This is a genomic window from Pantoea sp. SORGH_AS_0659 (assembly GCF_031453915.1).
Taxonomy (GTDB): Bacteria; Pseudomonadota; Gammaproteobacteria; order Enterobacterales; family Enterobacteriaceae; genus Pantoea; species Pantoea leporis.
In genome coordinates this window covers 2,792,819-2,813,254 of record NZ_JAVJAK010000001.1, presented here as the reverse complement: position 1 = coordinate 2,813,254, position 20,436 = coordinate 2,792,819, and the positions used below count along the sequence as shown (strand labels likewise).

The window sequence follows — 20,436 nt, the reverse complement described above, 5'->3', positions numbered from 1 at the left end:
TCTGCACTGAGAGGCAGATGCCGTTTTTTATTCGTATACTCAACATTATGAGTATGGCTGTACATGGCGATCACAGGGCGCTATGTCATTGGTGAGAAGGGGGCAGGGATGTTGCTAAACAATAAGAGCAAAATGAGTCGTGCTGCAGTAGCACTCGGTTTGTCACTGGTACTATCGCCGCTGGCTGTGAGCCATGCGGCCATCACCTCCACGCTACCCAATTCAACGCACCACAGTTCGATGTCGGTTGCTGCCAGCCAGCAGCAGATTCAGCAGGCGTTCAGCGCCACTGAACAACCTTTCTATTTGCCCGGTTTAGCCGGTATTTATGCGTCGCGCGATATGGCTCCGCTATGGCAAGACCCGCAAGCGGTGCAGGCTTTCCAGCAGCAATTGGCGGAAGTGGCGCTCTCTGGCGTGCAGCCGCAATTCACCCGCTGGGTTGAGCGTCTGACCAATCCGAACATCAAAGGCCTGGCGCGCGACATCGTGCTCAGTGATGCGATGCTTGGTTATCTGCAGTTTGTTGCCAATGTGCCGACACAGGGCGAAACCTGGCTCTACAGCAATGTTCCTTACAAGCTGACCATGCCATCTCTGGCGGCCATCAATCAATGGCAAAATGCGGTGAACGGCGGCGGCAGCCGGACTTTTGTGGTCTCGTTGCAACCGCAGCATCCGCAATATGCGCCGATGCATAATGCGCTGAAAACGCTACTCACCGACGATCGCCCATGGCCACAGCTGCGTGATACCGTTACGCTACGCCCAGGGCAGATCAGTAATGATGTGCCTGCGCTGCGTGAGATTCTGCAACGCACCGGCATGTTGACCGCCAGCCATAGTACTACGCCAACGCCGGCGGAAGACGCGGTGCCAACTGCGCCGGTTCCGTTGAGCCAAAGCAATCAGCCGGTGGCGGTGAGCCCGTCTGCAGCAAACTTTGATGATATTGATGCGGCTCCGGCTCTCGCGGCGACGCCTGAAGTGGCCAATAATGTGGCTGCCAATCCGACGGCAACCGGACCCAACGTCTATGACGCTGCGCTGGTGGAGGGCGTTAAACGCTTCCAGCACTGGCAGGGATTGGCCGATGACGGCGCAATTGGTCCGCGTACCCGTGAATGGCTGAATGTGCCGCCGCAGATGCGTGCTTCGCTGCTGGCGCTCAACATCCAGCGCCTGCGTCTGCTACCGGATGATATGCATAACGGCATCATGGTGAACATTCCCAACTATTCGCTGACCTACTACAACAACGGCGCCACCATTTTGTCATCACGCGTGATTGTGGGTCGTCCTGACCGCAAAACGCCGCTGATGCGTAGCGCGCTGAATAATGTGGTGCTCAATCCACCGTGGAACGTGCCAACCACGCTGGTGCGCCAGGATATTGTGCCGAAGGTGAAACAGGATCCGACTTATCTGTATAAGCACGGTTATACGCTGTTGTCGGGCTGGAGTGCGGATGCGGAAGTGATCGATCCTTCGATGATTGACTGGCGTATGGTGTCGGCCGCGAGCTTCCCGTATCGCATTCGACAGGCGCCGGGCGCAACCAACTCACTGGGTCGCTACAAATTCAACATGCCGAGTTCGGATGCGATTTATCTGCACGATACGCCGAACCATAACCTGTTCCAGCGCGATATTCGTGCGCTCAGTTCGGGCTGTGTGCGCGTGAATAAAGCCTCAGAACTGGCCGATCTGCTGTTGCAGGATGTGGGCTGGAACGACGGCCGTATCTCAGACACCTTGAAAGAGGGAAATACCCGTTACGTGCCGATTCGCCATCGTATTCCTGTGAACCTTTACTATTTAACCGCATGGGTCGCAGATGACGGCCAGCCGCAATATCGTACAGATATTTACAATTATGATAATCCCGCCCGTTCCGGTAGTCAGGTACTGCATAAAGCCGGTCAGTTGTTACTCTAGTAATTGATTTGGCTGTTTTCTCTTCACATGAATTTAACCAAGACCAGTCTCGAAAATTTGATTTTGAGCTGGTTTTGGTCTTCTGCAACATATTCTGGGTTGACTGACTCTTAGGCGGACGTTAATGTTCGGCCTTGTGTACTTTTCGCACATATTTTATCCGCTTTAGATTAGGTAACCTCGCTTCATGGCTAATATTGATTCTCAACGTCGTCGATTACTCTTGATTGGAGGCGCAGCAGCAGGATTATCACTGCTTCCTGGCTCCGCTCTGGCTTCGCTTTCCACCGCCCGCCCACGAGTATTGACGCTTAGTAACCTTCACACCGGTGAAACCCTTAAAACAGAGTTTTTTAACGGTAAGCGTTATGACAAGGATGAGTTAGCCCGCTTAAATCACTTCTTCCGTGATTACCGCGCCAATCAGGTGAAGACCATCGATCCCCATCTTTTTGACCAGCTTTACCGCCTGCAAACATTGCTGGATACGCGCAAGCCGGTGCAGTTGATCTCGGGTTACCGCACCTTAGCCACCAACACCATGCTGCGTGAATCGGGCCCGGGCGTGGCGAAAAAAAGCTATCACACAAAAGGACAAGCGATGGATTTCCACATTGAGGGAATTTCGTTGAGCAATGTTCGCAAAGCGGCGTTATCTATGCGCGCCGGTGGTGTAGGATATTACCCGCGCAGCAACTTCGTACACATAGATACCGGGCCCGCAAGGCACTGGTCCTGATACCGGCAGCGCTGCGTGTGTCGGTCATGGAGCGCTATGAACTACCAAATTATTCCGGTTACGGCTTTTTCCCAAAACTGTTCAGTTATATGGGATGACGAAACCCAACAAGCCGCACTGGTCGATCCCGGCGGCGATGCGGAAACCATCAAAGCCGTGCTGGCAGAACGTGGTTTATCGCCATCTCAGATCCTGCTCACGCATGGACATCTTGATCATGTTGGTGCCGCTGCCGAGCTAGCGGCACATTATCAGGTGCCCATTGTCGGTCCGCATCCGCTCGATGCTTTCTGGTTAGATAATCTGCCCACACAAAGCCGCATGTTCGGTTTGCCCGAGTGCGCGCCGCTCACGCCCGATCGCTGGCTGGAAGAGGGTGAAACTGTGCAGGTTGGCAATGTCACGCTGGAAGTGCTGCTTTGTCCGGGCCATACGCCGGGACATATTGTGTTCTTCGATCGCGTTGGGCGTCTTCTGATTTCGGGAGATGTGATTTTCAACGGTGGCGTTGGACGCACCGATTTCCCGCAGGGCAGCCACAGCGACCTGATCGATGCGATTGAAACCAAGCTGTTGCCGCTAGGCGATGATGTGACTTTCGTGCCGGGTCACGGGCCTATCTCAACGCTAGGCCGCGAACGCATCAGCAATCCGTTCCTGCAAGAATAAAAAAATGGGCCCTTTTGGCCCATTTGTCGTTATTTACCGCCTGATTTATAAAACTGCGACAATCGCCTCACACAGCGCCGACATATTATCTGGCGTCATGCCTGCCACGTTAACGCGACCCGAGTTCACCGCATACACGCCAAACTCCTCACGCAGGCGCACTACCTGATCTTTGGTCAGGCCGCTGAATGAGAACATGCCGTTCTGCTTGATGATGAAGCTAAAGTCTTGATTAGCGCCTTTCTCCGCCAGTGTGTTCACAAACAGCTGACGCATGCGCTGGATGCGCTGACGCATATCGGCCAGCTCCTGAATCCAGATGGTGCGCAGCGCGTCATTGCTGAGGATGGTGGCGACGACCGCCGCGCCGTGTGACGGCGGGTTAGAGTAGTTGGCGCGAATGGTGTATTTCACCTGGCTAAACGCAGTTTTCGCCACGTCGCTGCTCGCTGCAACCAGCGTTAATGCACCTACACGCTCATTATACAAACCGAAGTTCTTCGAGTAAGAGCTGGCAACAATCAGTTCCTGATGTGAAGCGGCAAAAATACGCAGCCCTTGCGCATCTTCATCCAGACCGCGAGCAAAGCCCTGATAGGCGAAATCAAACAGCGGCAACCATCCTTTCTCTAGCGACAGTTGCGCCAGCTGTTGCCATTGCTCTGCAGACGGATCAACGCCAGTTGGGTTGTGGCAGCAGCCGTGGAACAGCACTACATCGCCTGCTTTGGCTTCCTGCAGCGATGCCACCATGGCGTCGAAATCCAGGCTGTGGCTTGCGGCATCGTAATAATCGTAATCACACACTTCAAGGCCAGCAGCGTTGAAGACATTGTTATGGTTCGGCCAGCTTGGGTTGCTCACCCAAACGCGCTTGACGCTGGTCTGGTTTGCCAGAAAATCTGCCGCTACGCGCAGGGCGCCGGTGCCGCCTGGCGTTTGTGCGGTACATGCGCGACCCGCAGAAATCAGCGCGCTCTCTTTGCCGAACAGCAACTCCTGCGTGCATCGTGCGAAATCCGCCAGACCATCAATGCTCAGGTAGTTCTTGGTGGTTTCATTTTCCAGCAAATACTGCTCAGCTTTTTTAACACTGGTGAGGACCGGCGTTTTACCGGTTTCATCTTTATAAACACCAATGCCAAGATTGATTTTATTCGGCCGGTCATCGGCACGAAAAAGGTCAGCCAGTCCCAGAATAGGATCGGCGGGTGCGGCAGAGATCGATTCAAACATGAGTCAGTTCCGTTTGGGTGAACTTTAGCGAAATGAGCTATCAGGTTAACGTCAGTCGGCACGCTTGCCAACCGCTGATATAAAAAAGAAATATGTCGGTGAGATAAAGTAGAAAAGCTAATTGCGAAGCCGATCACTGAAATGCAAAACGGAGCCCAAGGGCTCCGTTTTTAGGTATTACGCAATGCTAATCGGTTGATTAGAACTGGTAAACCAGGCCAACGCCAACTACGTCGTCGGTGCTCACGCCCTGAGCGCGGGTGTAATCGTTGTCATCCAGCAGGTTGATTTTGTAGTCAACATAGGTAGACATGTTTTTGTTGAAGTAGTAGTAGGTACCCACTTCGATGTATTTAACCAGGTCAGCATCGCCACCCGCGAAGGTTGCACCGTTAGCGGTGTTACCATTCAGCTGCTTGCCTTTAGACTGCAGGTAAGCGATGGATGGACGCAGACCGAAGTCGAACTGGTACTGTGCAACCACTTCGAAGTTCTGAGTTTTGTTAGCAACCTGACGAGCGGTGCTACCGTAAGCAGTGGTGTTACGTGATTCACCGTAGAATGCTGCCAGGTATACGTTGTTCGCGTCATATTTCAGACCGAAACCGTATGCGTCAGCGTTTGTCGCCGTTACCATCTGCAATCTGAGCGTTAGTACGGTCAGAAGAGAAGTAAGAACCTACTGCGCTAACACCCATACCGGTGTCATACGCTACAGAAGTACCCCAGCCGTCACCGTTCTGAGCCAGTGGATCACGAGAACCTTCGTTTTTGCCCTGGTACTGCGCTGCGAAGCTCAGACCTTGGACCAGACCGAAGAAGTTGCTGTTACGGTAAGTCGCCAGACCGCTTGAACGACCAATCATGAAGTTGTCGTTGTCTTGATACAGAGTATCGTCACCGAATACTGGCAATTGGTCAGTGTAGGACATTGCGTCATAAATAACGCCGTAGTTACGACCGTAGTCGAATGAACCTGCATCACCAAATTTCAGACCTGCAAAGCCCAGACGGGTTTTGTTGCCATCCTGAGCGTCGCCGCCTTCGGTGTTGTTAGCCTGAATGTTGTATTCCCACTGGCCGTAACCGGTCAGTTGGTCAGTGATCTGAGTTTCACCTTTGAAACCGAAGCGAACATAAGTTTTGTCGCCATCATCGCTAGCGTTATCAGAGAAAGAGTGACGTGCATCGACTTTACCGTACAGGTCCAGCTTGTTGCCGTCTTTATTATAGATTTCTGCTGCGTTTGCTGCGCCGGCAGCTAACAGAGCAGGGATAACCACTGCAAGAATGTTGCGCTTCATCATTTTTTATTACCCTCATTGGAGTTATTTGGACATCTGCCACTGCTGCCAAGAAATCTTTACAGAACCTTGAAAGAAGTTTGATGTCTCCTGTGTCTGCACGCATCTTTCCATCACAGGGTTGCTAATTCTAGCCCGAAGATGATTCAAATCTCGCAATTAAGTATCAAAAGGAAAAATTGTATGACAATTTGTAAAAATTCGGGAACTTTGTGAGAGAACTCTAAATTTACAAAAATAAAAAAAGGCCGGCTAGGCCGACCTCTTTATATATATGAATTACTTATAATTAATCGCTAAATTTAGAAATTCGCGTTGCGAGGAGTACGTGGGAAGGGGATAACATCCCTTACATTTTGTACGCCGGTGACATAGGCGATTAATCGTTCGAAACCTAATCCAAAGCCGGCATGTGGCACGGTGCCGTAACGGCGCAGGTCACGATACCACCAATAATCTTCTTTATTGAGTCCCATTTCTGCCAGACGTGCATCCAGCACATCCAGACGCTCTTCACGCTGTGAACCCCCGATGATTTCGCCGATGCCCGGCGCGAGAACATCCATCGCCGCTACGGTTTTGCCATCTTCGTTCATGCGCATATAGAAGGCTTTGATGTCTTTCGGGTAGTTTTTCACTACCACCGGCGCTTTGAAGTGCTGCTCTGCGAGATAACGCTCGTGTTCGGATGAGAGATCCACGCCCCAGGAAACAGGGTTCTCAAAGCTCTGGCCGCTTTTCAGCAGAATATCAACCGCATCGGTGTAATCCACCTGAGCAAAGTCGGTCTGTACGAAACGCTCCAGACGCGCAACCGCATCCTTGTCTACACGCTCAGCAAAGAACGCCATGTCGTCGGCGCGCTCGTTCAGCACAGCCTGGAACACATATTTCAGCATGGATTCTGCCAATGCGGCCGCATCATCCAGCGTCGCGAACGCCACTTCCGGCTCCAGCATCCAGAATTCCGCCAGGTGACGGCTGGTGTTGGAGTTTTCGGCGCGGAAAGTCGGTCCAAAGGTATACACCTTAGACAGCGCACAGGCGTAAGTTTCGGCGTTGAGCTGACCCGATACGGTCAGGAACGCTTCTTTACCGAAGAAGTCTTTATCGAAATCGATTTTGCCCTGCGGATCGCGCGGCAGGTTTTCCAGGTCCAGCGTCGAAACGCGGAACATCTCGCCGGCACCTTCGGTATCCGAAGCGGTGATCAGCGGAGTAGAAACCCAGAAATAGCCGTTTTCGTGGAAGAAGCGATGCAGCGCCTGCGCCAGCGTATGACGCACGCGCGCCACAGCGCCCACCAGGTTGGTACGTGGACGCAGATGCGCCACTTCTCGCAGGTATTCGATACTGTGACGTTTCGCCGCCATCGGATAGGTATCCGGATCGTCAACCCAGCCGGTAACTTCGACGTTAGTCGCCTGCAGCTCGAAAGCCTGGCCTTCGCCCGGCGATTCGACCACTTTACCGGTAATGATTACCGAGCAGCCGGTGGTCAGACGCAGCACTTCATCCTGATAATTATTCAGAGAATTATTGACGACGGCCTGAACGGGATTAAAGCAGGAACCGTCGTAAACGGCGATAAAGGAAAGACCAGCTTTGGAATCTCTTCGGGTACGCACCCAACCACGTACGGTGACTTCACTGTCAACCGCGACACGGCCGTGCAGTACATCCGCTACAGGCACAACGCTCATAAAGTTCTCTCTATATATAAAAGAAGGTGGATAAAAGCCCTTTTTCAGGGTTTTGCTATGTTACTTGCGAGCCCACAGGAAACAAGCAAAATTGCCGGGTAAACAGGAGATTTGTTGCGTGAGAGCAGGGCGCAAGCGCCCTGCTATAAGAATCAGCTGGCTCTTTTGACCAGCGGTAGATCGAAGGCTTTGCGCAAGGCGCGCACGAAGGCTTTATCCTGGCAAATGGTTTTGCCGGGGCTGTCGGAGAGTTTTGCCACCGGTTTGCCATTGCAGCTCACCAGTTTGATCACGATATTCAGCGGCGTAACGCCCGGAATATCGCAGGACAAGCGTGTTCCGATACCGAACACCACGTTGGCACGTTGGCCGAAGTGCCGATAGAGCGCCAGCGCTTTGTCCAGATTGAGGTTATCCGAGAACACCAGCGTTTTGCTTTTGGGATCGATATCCAGCCGCTGATAGTGCGCAATGGCTTTTTCACCCCATTCCAGCGGATCGCCGGAGTCATGGCGCAGGCCTTGATAACGATGCGCAAAGCCCGGGCCAAAGTCGCGCAGGAAAGCATCCATGGTGATGCAGTCGGTTAAAGCAATACCTAACTGATCGTCATACTCATCCAGCCAGGATTGCAGCGCCGCACGTTGGCTGTTCGCCAATACCGGGCTGATTTGCTGGTGTGCCTGGAACCATTCATGCGCTTGCGTACCCACCGGATTAAGCTGCAGGCGGCGCGCCAAATCGTAGTTGCTGGTGCCCACCAGCCACGGAAACTCCGCTTTAAGCGTAGCGACGATCGCTTCCTGTACCGCTTTGGAGTAGCGGCGACGGGTGCCGAAATCCATTAGCTGGAAGCGCGACATATCCCAATCGCCGACCTGCTGACGGAAATTCGTAAGCTTGTGCTGCAAGTGCGCAACCGCCTGATCCACCCCCATCTGCGGCGTGCGATGGCGATGCACCACCTCACTGATCAGCGCCAGCAACGGCACTTCCCACAAAATCACTTCACGCCACGGCCCGCTGATCTGAATGGTCAGATGGCCGTTGTTGTTACGTACGTTGACTTGTGAGGGATCGAGGCGGAACTGGCGTAGCCAGTCAAGGTAATCGCGTTGGAAGAAAGGCAGCCCGCTGAGGTAGTGATACTCATCGTCGCTCAGGGCGAGCGTTTGCAGGGTTTCAATTTGTGCGCGGATCTCGTCCGCATAAATACCGAGCAGTTCGTCGCCACGGCAGCGAAATTCCGCCGTAACCGGGACATCATAATAGCGATGATAGACGGCCTGCTGCATGTGAAGCTTATACGCATCGGTATCAAGCAGCGTGGTCAAAATCGGGGAAGCATGTCCAGTCATGGTGCGTTTCAGCATCCTCTTCCGCGGAGCAGAGCCCGGTGTTCAACAAAGTCATAAAGACGCAGGAGTATAAAACAGTAATGACCGCGATCACACCATAATTGCGGGTGGCAGGTCGAGGGTCATTTGTGCCATTGTTAATGAATTGTAGCCTTTTCAACGAACGCACGCATTGACCGTGGCAACAGAGGCACAACCCGCTTAGACTTTGACGGGTCAACATATTAACGATTTAACGATGCGAGAAGGACTCATGACGCAACAGCCGCAAATTAAATATCGCCACGATTACCGTGCGCCGGACTACACCATTACCGATATCGACCTGACTTTTGATCTGGATGCGGCTTCGACGCGTGTCACGGCGGTCAGTCAGGTGAAGCGTTTGGGCGCTACCGATGCGGAACTGCGTCTGGATGGCGAAGACCTCACGCTGGTATCGCTGGCGGTGGATGGCAATCCGTGGCCGCATTACCGCGAAGAAGAGGGCGCGTTGTTCATCAACCAGTTGCCGGACAACTTCACTCTGACCATCATTAATGACATTCATCCGGATAAAAACACCGCGCTGGAAGGGTTATACCAATCCGGCGATGCGCTCTGTACCCAATGTGAAGCCGAAGGTTTCCGCCATATTACGTGGTATCTCGATCGCCCAGACGTGCTGGCGCGCTTCACCACCACCATTATTGCCGATGCCGCGCGTTATCCTTATTTACTCTCCAACGGTAACAAGCTGGAGAGCGGTCGCCATGAAGATGGCCGCCATTGGGTGAAGTGGCAAGATCCGTTCCCGAAACCGTGCTACCTGTTTGCGCTGGTGGCGGGTGATTTCGACGTATTACGTGATAGCTTTACCACGCGTTCAGGCCGCGATGTGGCGCTGGAGATCTTTGTCGATCGCGGCAACCTTGATCGTGCTGATTGGGCGATGACCTCGCTGAAAGCCAGCATGAAGTGGGATGAAGAGCGCTTTAACCTTGAGTACGACCTCGACATCTTTATGATCGTCGCGGTGGATTTCTTCAATATGGGGGCGATGGAGAACAAAGGCCTTAACGTCTTCAACTCCAAATATGTGCTGGCGAAAGCCGAAACTGCCACCGACAAAGATTACCTCGGCATTGAAGCGGTGATCGGTCACGAATATTTCCACAACTGGACCGGCAACCGCGTGACCTGCCGCGACTGGTTCCAGCTCAGCCTGAAAGAGGGGCTGACAGTATTCCGCGATCAGGAGTTCAGCTCCGATCTCGGTTCGCGCGCGGTGAACCGTATCGATAACGTACGTGTGATGCGCGGTGCGCAGTTCGCGGAAGACGCCAGCCCAATGGCGCATCCGATCCGTCCGGATCAGGTGATCGAAATGAACAACTTCTACACCTTAACGGTGTATGAGAAAGGGTCAGAAGTGATCCGCATGATGCACACCTTGCTGGGCGAAGAGAATTTCCAGAAAGGCATGCAACTCTATTTCGAGCGTCACGATGGCAGCGCCGCCACCTGCGATGATTTCGTGCAGGCGATGGAAGATGCCTCGAACGTCGATCTGTCGCAGTTCCGCCGCTGGTACAGCCAGGCGGGCACGCCAATCCTGACGGTGCGCGATGACTACAATCCAGAGCTGGAACAGTACACGCTGCACGTCACCCAGCGCACGCCGGCCACCGCCGAGCAGAAAGAGAAGCTGCCGCTGCACATTCCGCTGGATATCGAACTGTACGATAACGAAGGCAAGGTGATCCCGCTGCAGCATAACGGTCATCCGTTGCATCACGTGCTGAACGTCACCGAAGAGTTCCAGACCTTTATTTTCGATAACGTTTACTTCCAGCCGGTGCCATCGCTGCTGCGTGAATTCTCTGCGCCCGTGAAGCTCGACTACAAATGGAGCGATGCGCAACTCACCTTCCTGATGCGCCACGCGCGTAACGACTTCGCGCGCTGGGATGCGGCGCAAAGCCTGCTGGCAACCTACATTCGCCTCAACGTCGCACGTCATCAGCAGGGCCAGCCGCTATCGCTGCCGCTGCATGTGGCTGATGCGTTCCGCGCGGTGCTGCTGGATGAGCAGGGCGATCCGGCGCTGAAAGCGTTGATTCTTTCGCTGCCGTCTGAAAATGAAATCGCCGAACTGTTTGATGTCATCGATCCGCTGGCGATCTCAGCGGTGCGCGATGCGCTGGTGCGTACGCTGGCTAAAGAGCTGAGTGACGAATTCTTTGCGCTCTATCTGGCCAACCAAAGCAGCGAATACAAAATTGAGCACGCGGAGATTGGCAAGCGCACGCTGAAAAATGTCTGCCTCGGTTATCTGGCCTTCGCCGATGCGGCACAGGCGGACAAGCTGGTGCAGGCGCAATATCAGCAGGCAAACAACATGACCGATGCGTTAGCCGCGCTGGCTGCCGCGGTGGCGGCGAACCTGCCGTGCCGCGATACGCTGCTGGCGGCCTACGATGAGCGCTGGCATCAGGATGGTCTGGTGATGGATAAATGGTTTGTGCTGCAAGCCACCAGCCCAGCGGCGGACGTGCTGAGCAATGTGCGTGAGCTGCTGAATCACCGTTCGTTCACCATGGGCAACCCGAACCGTATCCGTTCACTGATTGGTGCGTTCGCGTCTGGTAATCCCGCGGCGTTCCACGCTAAAGATGGCAGCGGTTATCAGTTCCTGGTGGAGATGTTGACCGATCTCAACACGCGCAACCCTCAAGTGGCTGCACGCATGATCGAGCCGCTGATTCGCCTGAAACGCTACGATGCCGATCGTCAGGCGCTGATGCGTAAAGCGCTGGAAACGTTGCAAGGGCTGGATAAGCTGTCGGGCGATCTGTACGAGAAAATCACCAAGGCGTTAAACGCGTAAGAAAACCATGCGCAATAAATTGCGCCGCTACGAATAAATGCACACATCCGTAGCGGCGCGATTTATCGCGCGTCTTCAATTAACTCTGCTGCGCAAACTTCAACGGCTGCTCTGACGAGCCGCGCTTCATCACCCGATCCAGCACTTCCGCTTCCAGCTCTGCCAGACGTGCCGATCCGCGACGGCGTGGGCGCGGTAAATCGACGATCAAATCCAGGCCAATCTGGCCTTCCTCAATCAACAATACGCGATCGGCAATAGCTACCGCTTCGCTGACATCGTGCGTCACCAGCAGCACGGTGAAGTTATGCTGCTGCCACAGCGACTCAATCAATCCCTGCATTTCGATACGCGTCAACGCATCCAGCGCCCCGAGCGGCTCGTCGAGCAGCAGCAAACCTGGGCGGTGAATCAGCGCACGCGCCAACGCCACACGCTGTTTCTGTCCGCCGGATAACGCGGCAGGCCATTCATTGGCGCGATCCGCCAATCCCACCGCTTCGAGCGCTTCCAGCGCGGCGGCGCGCCATTCGCGGCCTTTCAGTCCCAGCCCTACGTTATCAATCACCTTTTTCCACGGCAGTAAGCGTGAATCCTGGAACATCAAACGCGTATCTTCGCGTGCCTCGGATAACGGCGCATTGCCCGCCAGCAACGCCCCGCGCGTGGTGGATTCCAGACCCGCCAGCAGGCGCAGCAAGGTACTTTTCCCGCAGCCGCTACGGCCGACCACGGCGACGAACTGCCCAGAGGGAATATGCAGATCGATATTATTCAGGATGGTGCGATCGCCATATTGCTTGCTGACGCCATTCACACCAACCGGCGTACCGCGATTTAAGCGCGCCGGATTTAGGGTTGCGTTGCTCATGCGTTCTCCTTCACTTGGTAGGCCGGATGCCAGCGCAGCCAGACGCGCTCCAGCAGTTGTGCCGCGACGTCGGCGAGTTTGCCGAGCAGGGCATAGAGAATGATGGCCACCACCACCACGTCGGTTTGCAGGAATTCACGGGCGTTCATCGCCAGATAACCAATGCCAGAGTTAGCGGAAATGGTTTCGGCGACAATCAGCGTCAGCCACATCAGGCCAAGGGCAAAACGTACGCCAACCATAATCGAAGGCAGCGCACCCGGCAGAATCACCTGAATGAACAGGCTCCAGCCAGACAAGCCGTAGCTGCGCGCCATCTCGACCAAACCCCGATCAATATTACGAATGCCGTGATAAGTATTCAGGTAAATCGGGAACAGCGTGCCCAGCGCCACGAGGAAAATCTTGGCGGATTCGTCGATGCCGAACCACAAAATCACCAGCGGAATCAGCGCCAGATGCGGCACGTTACGCAGCATCTGCACCGAGGTATCCAGCAAGCGTTCGCCGACGCGCGAGGTGCCGGTAATCAAACCCAGAATCAAACCAATCGAGCCACCAATAGAGAAACCGATGGCGGCACGCCAGCTGCTGATCGCCAGGTTTTGCCAAAGTTCTCCGCTCACCGTCAGCTTCCAGAAGGTGATGAGGATGTTTTCCGGTGACGGCAAAATGCGCGTCGACAGCCAACCCACTTGCGATGCCAGTTGCCACAGCGCAATCAGCACCACCGGTAAAACCCAGGGCAGTACAGCATTCGTTAGCTGTTTTTTAACGTTCGCCATCATCTGCTCCTTTAGCTCTGCGACACTTTTTGCGGCGTGAAATCATTGGCCACCGCTTCACCGTGCGCTTGCACCACGCGCGGCTTCGGCACTTCCGGAATCGCCAAATCGAGGTGCGGGAACAGCAACTCACCCACGCGATAAGCCTCTTCCAGATGCGGATAGCCGGAGAGAATAAAGGTCTCGATGCCGAGATCCTGATACTCCTGCATGCGCGCCGCCACGGTTGGGCCATCGCCCACTAACGCGGTACCTGCGCCGCCGCGCACCAGGCCGACACCGGCCCACAGATTCGGGCTGATTTCCAGCTTGTCGCGACGTCCACCGTGCAGTGCGGCCATGCGCTGCTGGCCTACCGAATCGGTGCGCGCAAACGCGGCCTGCGCTTTGGCAATGGTGGCATCGTCGAGATGGGCAATCAGGCGATCCGCCGCTTGCCACGCTTCTTCATTGGTTTCGCGCACAATCACGTGCAGACGAATCCCGAAGCGCACGGTGCGGCCTTGTGCCGCCGCTTTGGCGCGCACTTGCTCAATCTTCTCTTTAACTAACGCCGGCGGTTCGCCCCAGGTGAGATAGACATCGACCTGTTCAGCGGCCAAATCCTGCGCGGCATCTGATGATCCGCCAAACCACAGCGGCGGACGCGGTTCCTGCACCGCTTTAAACATCAGACGCGCACCGCGCACCTTCACATGCTTGCCTTCGTAATCGACGGTTTCGCCTTCGCTTACCAGCCGCCAGACGCGGGTAAACTCAGCGGACTCTTCATAGCGTTCACGGTGATCGAGAAACACGCCATCGCCGGCTAACTCTTCCGGATCGCCGCCGGTGACCAGATTAAACAGCGCGCGACCATTCGACAGACGATCCAGCGTGGCGGCCTGACGCGCCGCCTGCGTCGGTGAAATCACGCCCGGACGCAGTGCGACGAGGAAACGCAGACGCTGCGTAACCGGAATCAATGACGCCGCCACCAGCCAGGCATCTTCACAGGAGCGACCGGTGGGGATCAGCACGCCGCCGAAGCCAAGGCGATCCGCTGCCTGCGCAATCTGTTGCAGATAACCATGATCAACCGGGCGCGAACCCTCCGCGGTGCCAAGATAGTGACCATCGCCGTGCGTCGGGAGAAACCAAAATACGGATACGCTCATGATTAATTTCCTTTAGGCTGGGCGGATTGTGGATGCCAGATGCGGTCAGCAATATTCACTTTTACCGGCATCAGATGATTGGCATAAAACAGATCGGCCGTTTGCTGTTGGGCCTGCGCGGTATGGGCGCTGACCGGCGTAATGGTGGTCGGTGGACGATGGTCGAGATAGCTGGCAATCACCGGTTTCGGTAAGCCCATCGCATTCGCCAGCAGATCGATACTCTGGTCGCGCTGGCTGCGCGTTAACGCATCGGCTTCGCTGAAGGTATTCAGGACCTGCTGCACAAAGGCGCCGTTCGCCTCGGTGTATTTGCGCGTGGCTAAATAGAAGGAGCCGGTTTGATTGAGTTTGCTGCCGTCGGCCAGCACGCGCACGTTGCCTTGCAGCAGCGCGGCAGAGTAGTAAGGATCCCAAATTGCCCAGGCATCAACATCACCTTGCTGAAACGCGGCGCGCGCATCGGCGGGCGTCAGATAGGTTGGCTGAATGTCTTTAAAGCTCAGTCCGGCCTGTTCCAGCGCACGCAGCAGCAGGTTGTGCGAGCTGGAGCCTTTCTGGAACGCCACTTTATGCCCTTTCAGTTCGGCCACGCTGTGAATCGGGCTGTCTTTCGGCACTAAAATCACTTCGGCTTGCGGCTTGGGTGGCTCCGAGCCGACATACAGCAGATCGGCACCTGCGGCCTGCGCAAACAGCGGCGGGATGTCGCCGGTGCTGCCCAAATCGATGCTATCGACGTTAAGCGCCTCGAGCATCTGCGGGCCCGCCGGGAATTCCACCCACTTTATGTTGGTGTGCGGGAAGCGCTGCTCCAGCAGCTTGTGGGTTTTGGCCAATACCATGCTCACCGAACCTTTCTGATAACCGATGCGCAACTGTTCTGGTGCGTCGGCGGCCTGCGCGCTCACGCTCAAGGTGAGCAGCGCCGCGACGGCTGGCATGAGTAAACCCGTCAATATCCTTTTCATCTCTCTTCCTTTATACCGCTTGTGCGTAAGGTGGGTGGCGACGATGCAGCGCGTGCCAGAAGGTATCCAGCGCTTCATCAATGCGTTGCGACAGCAGCGGATCGAGCAGCGGCTGGCGGTCGTAATCGGTAATCTGGCCGTCAGTGGCGAACACGCCGTGCAACACTTCCTGCGCCTTTAGCGCGTTGAGTACTGGCTTCAGCGCGTAATCCACCGCCAGCAGATGTGAAGCACTGCCGCCGCTGGCCAGTGGCAACACCACTTTGTGTTCCAGCGCGCGCTCGGGCAGCAGATCGAGCAGGGTTTTCAGTGCGCCGGAGAACGAAGCCTTATAAATAGGCGTGGCGACAATTACGCCATCCGCCAGCGCCAAATCGGCTTTCAACGCGGCCAATGCGGGAGAATCGAAGCGTGCATAGAGCAAATCTTCAGGCTGGAAGTTGTGAATATTCCATGGAATCACTTCGACACCGCGTGCTTCCAGCGCGTGCTGGCACAGGCTCAGCAGCGCAGTAGAGCGTGAAGGGAAGCGAGGGCTGCCCGCCAGCGTAATAACCCGCATGGTCACTCCTTATAACTGAAAGTTATTGATTATCTGATATTCAGAACTGATGTGTTCAATACTGTCAGAGCAGGCAGCGAGGCTTAAATGATTTATCTGGTAATCCTAAGTCGCAAAATGGGATAGCCAGTGACATATAAAGAGGGGATGAAAACGCAGATTTCAGGCGCTTAGGTATAATCTGAAAAGCGAGGCTGCAAGGGTGCAGTTATATAAATCCTGCGGCCTCAGTGAATGACGTTAATGATTAAAGGGCGTGATGCATGGGTAAAACAGAGTAGTAACCAGAGAAATATATTTACACAGACCGCGCAGTTACCGATTGCATGCAGTGCTTGGTATTGAAAGTTATGAGAAAAGATAAATAATTCTCCACTATTCCCTCCTCCATGAATCGGATAAAACTGATCAACCGTTGTTTATTTCCTAATTTAACGTGGTTTTTATTTCACGAAATTCATGTCTAAACGCGAATAAAGGTTAATAAAATACGCACTATTCAACCCGCTTGTTACAAGTCATGCAAATTTTCGCCGATCAACATCACACTTCATGCAGCTGCGCTGAACAATTAATTTCGTAAGTTACATGTTAATGCTAATCGTGGTTGGAATTAAAATTCCAGGCCTGTTTATAATTGGTTGAGCTAATTTCCGCTAGAACACGATAACGATATTTCACTTATTTATTTACGCCCGCGTTTTGTGGCGTGAACTGCCGTTGCGGCAAATCAATTTATTTTTAGGGAGATATATATGGGTAGTTCTTCATTTGCTCAGGATTTGACTGAGCAGCGGGTCGCGCCTGCCACCTTCAATCGCATCTCACCCTCACCTAACGCTGCAGAAGAGCTGGTATGTTACTGGCTGCAACCCGATGCTGCGGGATCGCATCTCACCTCGTCATTGCTGCCGACCTTTCCGCACAGCACGCCGGCTGAAGATGATTTCCTGCTGTTCAGCGCTGAGCGCAGCGCCTTGCCGGTCAGCCTGCTGCAGGACGTGGCAAAGCTCAGTGACCAGCGTCCCGAACTGAACTGTTTTGTGGTCTCACTGGCGAAGCGCGAGCTGGCGAACGGTTTACACTCTTCTCTGCAGCTGTTTCAGCAACTGCATGCGCAGCGCTGGTGGCAGCAGGGCGGCTTTGCGGTAATCTTGCGTGCTGGCCTGGCCCGCGCGGGAGGGCCGCTGACGCGTATTCAGGATGTGATGCTGGCCGGCTTACTGCATACGCAAACCGCGTGGGTGCTCGACTACGCCAGTGAAGCGTCGCTGACCACTAAAGCAGAGGCCTCGCCGCGCTTAACCTATCAGCAATTTATTACTGATTATGAAAAACTCACGCGTTTGTCACACTATATTCCGGAGCGAAACCGCTATCGGGAAAGTTATTTACGCAGCGGCTTATTACAATTAGTCCAGCACGAGTTAAGTGGCGCCGATAAATTCTCAGATAATACCCGCCATGCATTAACCTACTTTGCGGAAAACTTCCCGGCCAAAGGTGCAATGGAAAAACTTATGTTGAAACAACCTGACATCTATTTCTCCATGATGAAAATGAGAAAAAAGCTGGGCGCTTAGCACCAACGTTAATTTTAAGAATAACTCCGGTGTGCGCGTGAATACTTTTATGTCACGCTTAAGGCCACTGAGATAATCCCCAGATGCCAAAACACCTATGTCTATAAAACGTAACGCGATTGCCAACTATGTTGGTCAAATCTATCTGACGCTGTCAGGTATTTTGGTTGTACCACTTTATATTCAACACTTAGGTATGGAAGCCTACGGTTTAGTGGGCTTCTTTTCGATCTTATTAACCTGGCTGCAATTACTCGATGCCGGTGTTTCGACCACCTTGATGCGGGAAGCGGCGCGCTATCGTGCTAATCAGGCGGAATTTGTCTGGTTCCCGGCGCTGTTTGCCACGCTGACCAAATTCTTCTTGTTCTCCACGATTGTGCTGGTGGTGTTGGGTTGGCTGGCGACGCCGTGGATTGCCACGCACTGGCTGGATGCGCGTCATCTTCCGGCGGGCGATGTGGTGATTGCCGTGGCGATTATGGTGATCACTGCGGCGATTCGCTGGCGCACCAGTCCGTATCGCAGCGTGATTGTGGGCTTCGAACATCAGGTGTGGCTGAACGGCGTCAACCTGATTATCACCACCTTGCGCACCTTTGGCGCGGTGCTGGTAATTCAATTCTTCTCTAATGCGGTATTGGCGTTTTTTGTCTGGCAGTTGCTGGTGTCGATTGCCGAAGCGGCCTGCTGTATCTACAAATCCTGCCAGCTGATCCCCAAAGCGGCGCGCAAAGAGAAGCGCGGCGATCTGAAAGAGGTGCTGAAACCCTTTATTCGTTTTGCGCTCAGCGCGGCATTTTCCAGCGCGGTGTGGACCTTTATTTCGCAAATCGACCGATTGGTGCTCTCCAAGACGCTGCCGCTAAGTGAATACGGTTCATTTACCGTGGTGGCGACCGCCGCGACCGGTATTCTGCTGCTGAGTAGCCCGATCATGCAGGCCATCGTGCCACGCATGACCGGCATGAAAACCCGCAAAGAGGGCGATGCGGAGTCCTTAAAACTTTACCGCTACACCACGCAGGCGGTGGCGATCTTTATGGCGCCGCTCAGTATCACCATCGCCTGTTACGCCGGCCCGCTGCTGTGGGCGTGGACGCAGAAAAGTCAGATTGTTGATGAGATGTCATTTGTCCTTAGCCTGTACGCATTAGGCAGTGGCATTCAGGCCATCTGCGGTTTGCTCTATCACCTGCAATACATCAACGGCAACCTCAAGCTGCACATGAAAGGCTTCACCTGCTTTGCCGTGCTGCTGGTGCCGCTCAACATCTGGTGTGCCATTCACTACGGCGCACTCGGCACCGGTTGGCTGTGGCTGGGCCAGAACATCTTCTATCTGGTGGGCTGGGCGTGGCTGGTGCATCGCCGCTTTGCGCCGGGCATTCATTTCACCTGGTTAACCCGCGACGTGATGCTGATTTGGGCGGTTTCTGCCGTCGTCGCCTGGCTGAGCACCATGCTGCCGATCGAGTGGAACCAAAATCGCTGGCTCAACCTGCTGTGGCTTGGCTTGATTGGCGCGTTCAATCTCGGCGTCTGCTGTCTGCTGCACAGTGTGGTGTTGAAGCGTCTCAGAATTCCGTTGTTTAACGTTGAGGAAAGAGGATGAGCATGATGTCATCTCACCGTATCCCTACGGTTTCGGTCATCATACCGAACTGGAATTGCGCGCCCTGGCTGCCAGAAGCGATGGGTTCATTGCTGCGTCAGTCATCGCCGCCGGAACAGATCATTGTTATCGACGATGGTTCCAGTGACAGCAGCGTAGCCTGGCTCACGGCGTTTGCGGCCCAGCATCCGCAGGTGATCCTGCTGAGCGGTGAGCGCGGCGGCGTCAGCGCCGCGCGTATGAAAGGGCTCTCTGTCGCAACTGGTGATTTTGTTTACTTCATGGATGCGGATGATTTTGTCTCCACCGATTTGTTCGCCGACTTTCGTCGCGTGCAGGCGCGCGCCATGAAGATATCGATCTGTTCTGCTTTGGCGCGAAAATGTTTTTTGATGTGCCTGCCGCGCAGCGCCACTATCAAACCATTCACCAGCGTCATGTCAGTGGATTGCTGCCCGGCGGCAGCACCAGTTTACGTACGCTGATGCAGCATCAGTCGGCGCATCGCGTCGTGTGGAGCAGCATCATTTCGCGTCGCTTGATTGATCAATTGGCGCTGCAGTTTCTGCCGATTCAAAACCATGAAGATGCGCCTTACATGTTTGCGCTCTATCTGCAGGCGCGTAACATTTATTGCACCAGCCAAAGCTACTACTACAAACGCTTTATGCTGACGTCGCTGTCGCAAAGCACGCGCGATTTTTCCTATGTGAAAAATTACTTTATTGCGCGTGAAAGCAGCGAACAGTTCCTGCGCGATCGGCAACTGCCGGTGGATGCGGCGTTGCTGGATAGCTATTACCAAACGGTGATGCACAGCTGCCTGGCGCAGATGCGCAAAAATCACATGGTGATCCCAACGGATTGGCAACCGCAGGTGAATCAGCTGGTGCGCAATGTGTTGCAGCACAGCGCGCGTCTGAAGCTAATGTGGTATTGCCCGACGATTTACAGTGGCTTGCAGGCGTGTCGCGAACAGCTTGGCCGCTATTCTGCACGACGCTGATAACGATCAAATTGTGATGCAGTAGAACAATTTACTTTTGCGCCAGCGCACCTTACCATTCTGGCGCACA

Annotated in this window: 16 protein-coding genes and 1 pseudogene; 8 read left to right on the top strand and 9 right to left on the bottom strand. The window is 54.3% G+C overall.

From position 1 onward, the window contains the following. The first annotated feature begins 108 nt into the window (after positions 1-108). The 3 genes from ldtD to Q3H59_RS13315 all read left to right on the top strand — a co-directional run bounded on the left by ldtD (position 109) and on the right by Q3H59_RS13315 (position 3,346). Positions 109-1,938, top strand: coding sequence for a L,D-transpeptidase (ldtD, locus tag Q3H59_RS13325; RefSeq protein WP_277974707.1), 1,830 nt, complete (start codon positions 109-111; stop codon positions 1,936-1,938). Positions 1,939-2,125: 187 nt separating this feature from the next. Then, on the top strand, positions 2,126-2,677 hold the full coding sequence (locus Q3H59_RS13320; RefSeq protein ID WP_101760946.1) for a YcbK family protein: 552 nt from the start codon (positions 2,126-2,128) through the stop codon (positions 2,675-2,677). 36 nt (positions 2,678-2,713) lie between these two features. After that, positions 2,714-3,346 (top strand): MBL fold metallo-hydrolase, encoded by a 633-nt coding sequence (locus Q3H59_RS13315; protein ID WP_192413850.1) that lies wholly within the window; start codon positions 2,714-2,716, stop codon positions 3,344-3,346. Positions 3,347-3,391: 45 nt separating this feature from the next. On the opposite strand, the gene Q3H59_RS13310 is transcribed toward Q3H59_RS13315, so the two are convergent. From Q3H59_RS13310 to pncB, 4 genes and pseudogenes are all read right to left on the bottom strand, one after another. Continuing rightward, a complete protein-coding gene (locus Q3H59_RS13310; RefSeq protein ID WP_192413848.1) occupies positions 3,392-4,582 on the bottom strand; it encodes an amino acid aminotransferase in 1,191 nt (396 codons plus the stop codon). A gap of 199 nt (positions 4,583-4,781) precedes the next feature. Beyond that, positions 4,782-5,889: pseudogene (gene ompC, locus Q3H59_RS13305) on the bottom strand (porin OmpC). Between the two features lie 299 nt (positions 5,890-6,188). Continuing rightward, a complete protein-coding gene (gene asnS, locus Q3H59_RS13300; protein WP_309835295.1) occupies positions 6,189-7,589 on the bottom strand; it encodes an asparagine--tRNA ligase in 1,401 nt (466 codons plus the stop codon). Between the two features lie 152 nt (positions 7,590-7,741). After that, the gene (gene pncB, locus Q3H59_RS13295; RefSeq protein ID WP_254633439.1) at positions 7,742-8,962 is read right to left on the bottom strand and encodes a nicotinate phosphoribosyltransferase; all 1,221 of its coding nucleotides are present in this window, start codon (positions 8,960-8,962) and stop codon (positions 7,742-7,744) included. Between the two features lie 238 nt (positions 8,963-9,200). Between pncB and pepN the strand changes: the two genes are divergently transcribed. Continuing rightward, positions 9,201-11,816: an aminopeptidase N gene (pepN, locus tag Q3H59_RS13290; protein ID WP_309835293.1), complete on the top strand. Its 2,616-nt coding sequence runs from the start codon at positions 9,201-9,203 to the stop codon at positions 11,814-11,816. 79 nt (positions 11,817-11,895) lie between these two features. On the opposite strand, the gene ssuB is transcribed toward pepN, so the two are convergent. The 5 genes from ssuB to ssuE are packed head-to-tail and all read right to left on the bottom strand — an operon-like array spanning position 11,896 to position 16,162. After that, positions 11,896-12,687, bottom strand: a complete 792-nt coding sequence (gene ssuB, locus Q3H59_RS13285) for an aliphatic sulfonates ABC transporter ATP-binding protein (protein ID WP_101760939.1) — start codon at positions 12,685-12,687, stop codon at positions 11,896-11,898. Then, positions 12,684-13,472 carry an aliphatic sulfonate ABC transporter permease SsuC gene (ssuC, locus tag Q3H59_RS13280; RefSeq protein ID WP_192234541.1) on the bottom strand — a complete coding sequence of 263 codons (789 nt, stop codon included), beginning with the start codon at positions 13,470-13,472 and terminating at the stop codon, positions 12,684-12,686. The genes ssuB and ssuC overlap by 4 nt, the downstream gene beginning before the upstream one ends. 11 nt (positions 13,473-13,483) lie before the next feature. Further along, on the bottom strand, positions 13,484-14,629 hold the full coding sequence (ssuD, locus tag Q3H59_RS13275) for an FMNH2-dependent alkanesulfonate monooxygenase (protein ID WP_309835289.1): 1,146 nt from the start codon (positions 14,627-14,629) through the stop codon (positions 13,484-13,486). A gap of 2 nt (positions 14,630-14,631) precedes the next feature. Then, positions 14,632-15,600 (bottom strand): sulfonate ABC transporter substrate-binding protein, encoded by a 969-nt coding sequence (locus Q3H59_RS13270; RefSeq protein ID WP_137385505.1) that lies wholly within the window; start codon positions 15,598-15,600, stop codon positions 14,632-14,634. A 10-nt stretch (positions 15,601-15,610) separates the two neighbouring features. After that, the gene (gene ssuE, locus Q3H59_RS13265; protein ID WP_110865858.1) at positions 15,611-16,162 is read right to left on the bottom strand and encodes an NADPH-dependent FMN reductase; all 552 of its coding nucleotides are present in this window, start codon (positions 16,160-16,162) and stop codon (positions 15,611-15,613) included. A gap of 755 nt (positions 16,163-16,917) precedes the next feature. On the opposite strand from ssuE, the gene Q3H59_RS13260 reads away from it, so the two are divergent. The 4 genes from Q3H59_RS13260 (at position 16,918) to Q3H59_RS13245 (ending at position 20,366) form a co-directional block, all read left to right on the top strand. After that, positions 16,918-17,745, top strand: a complete 828-nt coding sequence (locus Q3H59_RS13260; RefSeq protein ID WP_309835287.1) for a hypothetical protein — start codon at positions 16,918-16,920, stop codon at positions 17,743-17,745. Positions 17,746-17,842: 97 nt separating this feature from the next. After that, positions 17,843-19,360 (top strand): lipopolysaccharide biosynthesis protein, encoded by a 1,518-nt coding sequence (locus Q3H59_RS13255; RefSeq protein ID WP_277974711.1) that lies wholly within the window; start codon positions 17,843-17,845, stop codon positions 19,358-19,360. Between the two features lie 2 nt (positions 19,361-19,362). Further along, positions 19,363-19,845 carry a glycosyltransferase family 2 protein gene (locus Q3H59_RS13250; protein ID WP_309835285.1) on the top strand — a complete coding sequence of 161 codons (483 nt, stop codon included), beginning with the start codon at positions 19,363-19,365 and terminating at the stop codon, positions 19,843-19,845. Further along, a complete protein-coding gene (locus Q3H59_RS13245; protein ID WP_309835284.1) occupies positions 19,743-20,366 on the top strand; it encodes a glycosyltransferase in 624 nt (207 codons plus the stop codon). The genes Q3H59_RS13250 and Q3H59_RS13245 overlap by 103 nt, the downstream gene beginning before the upstream one ends. Positions 20,367-20,436: the final 70 nt, after the last annotated feature.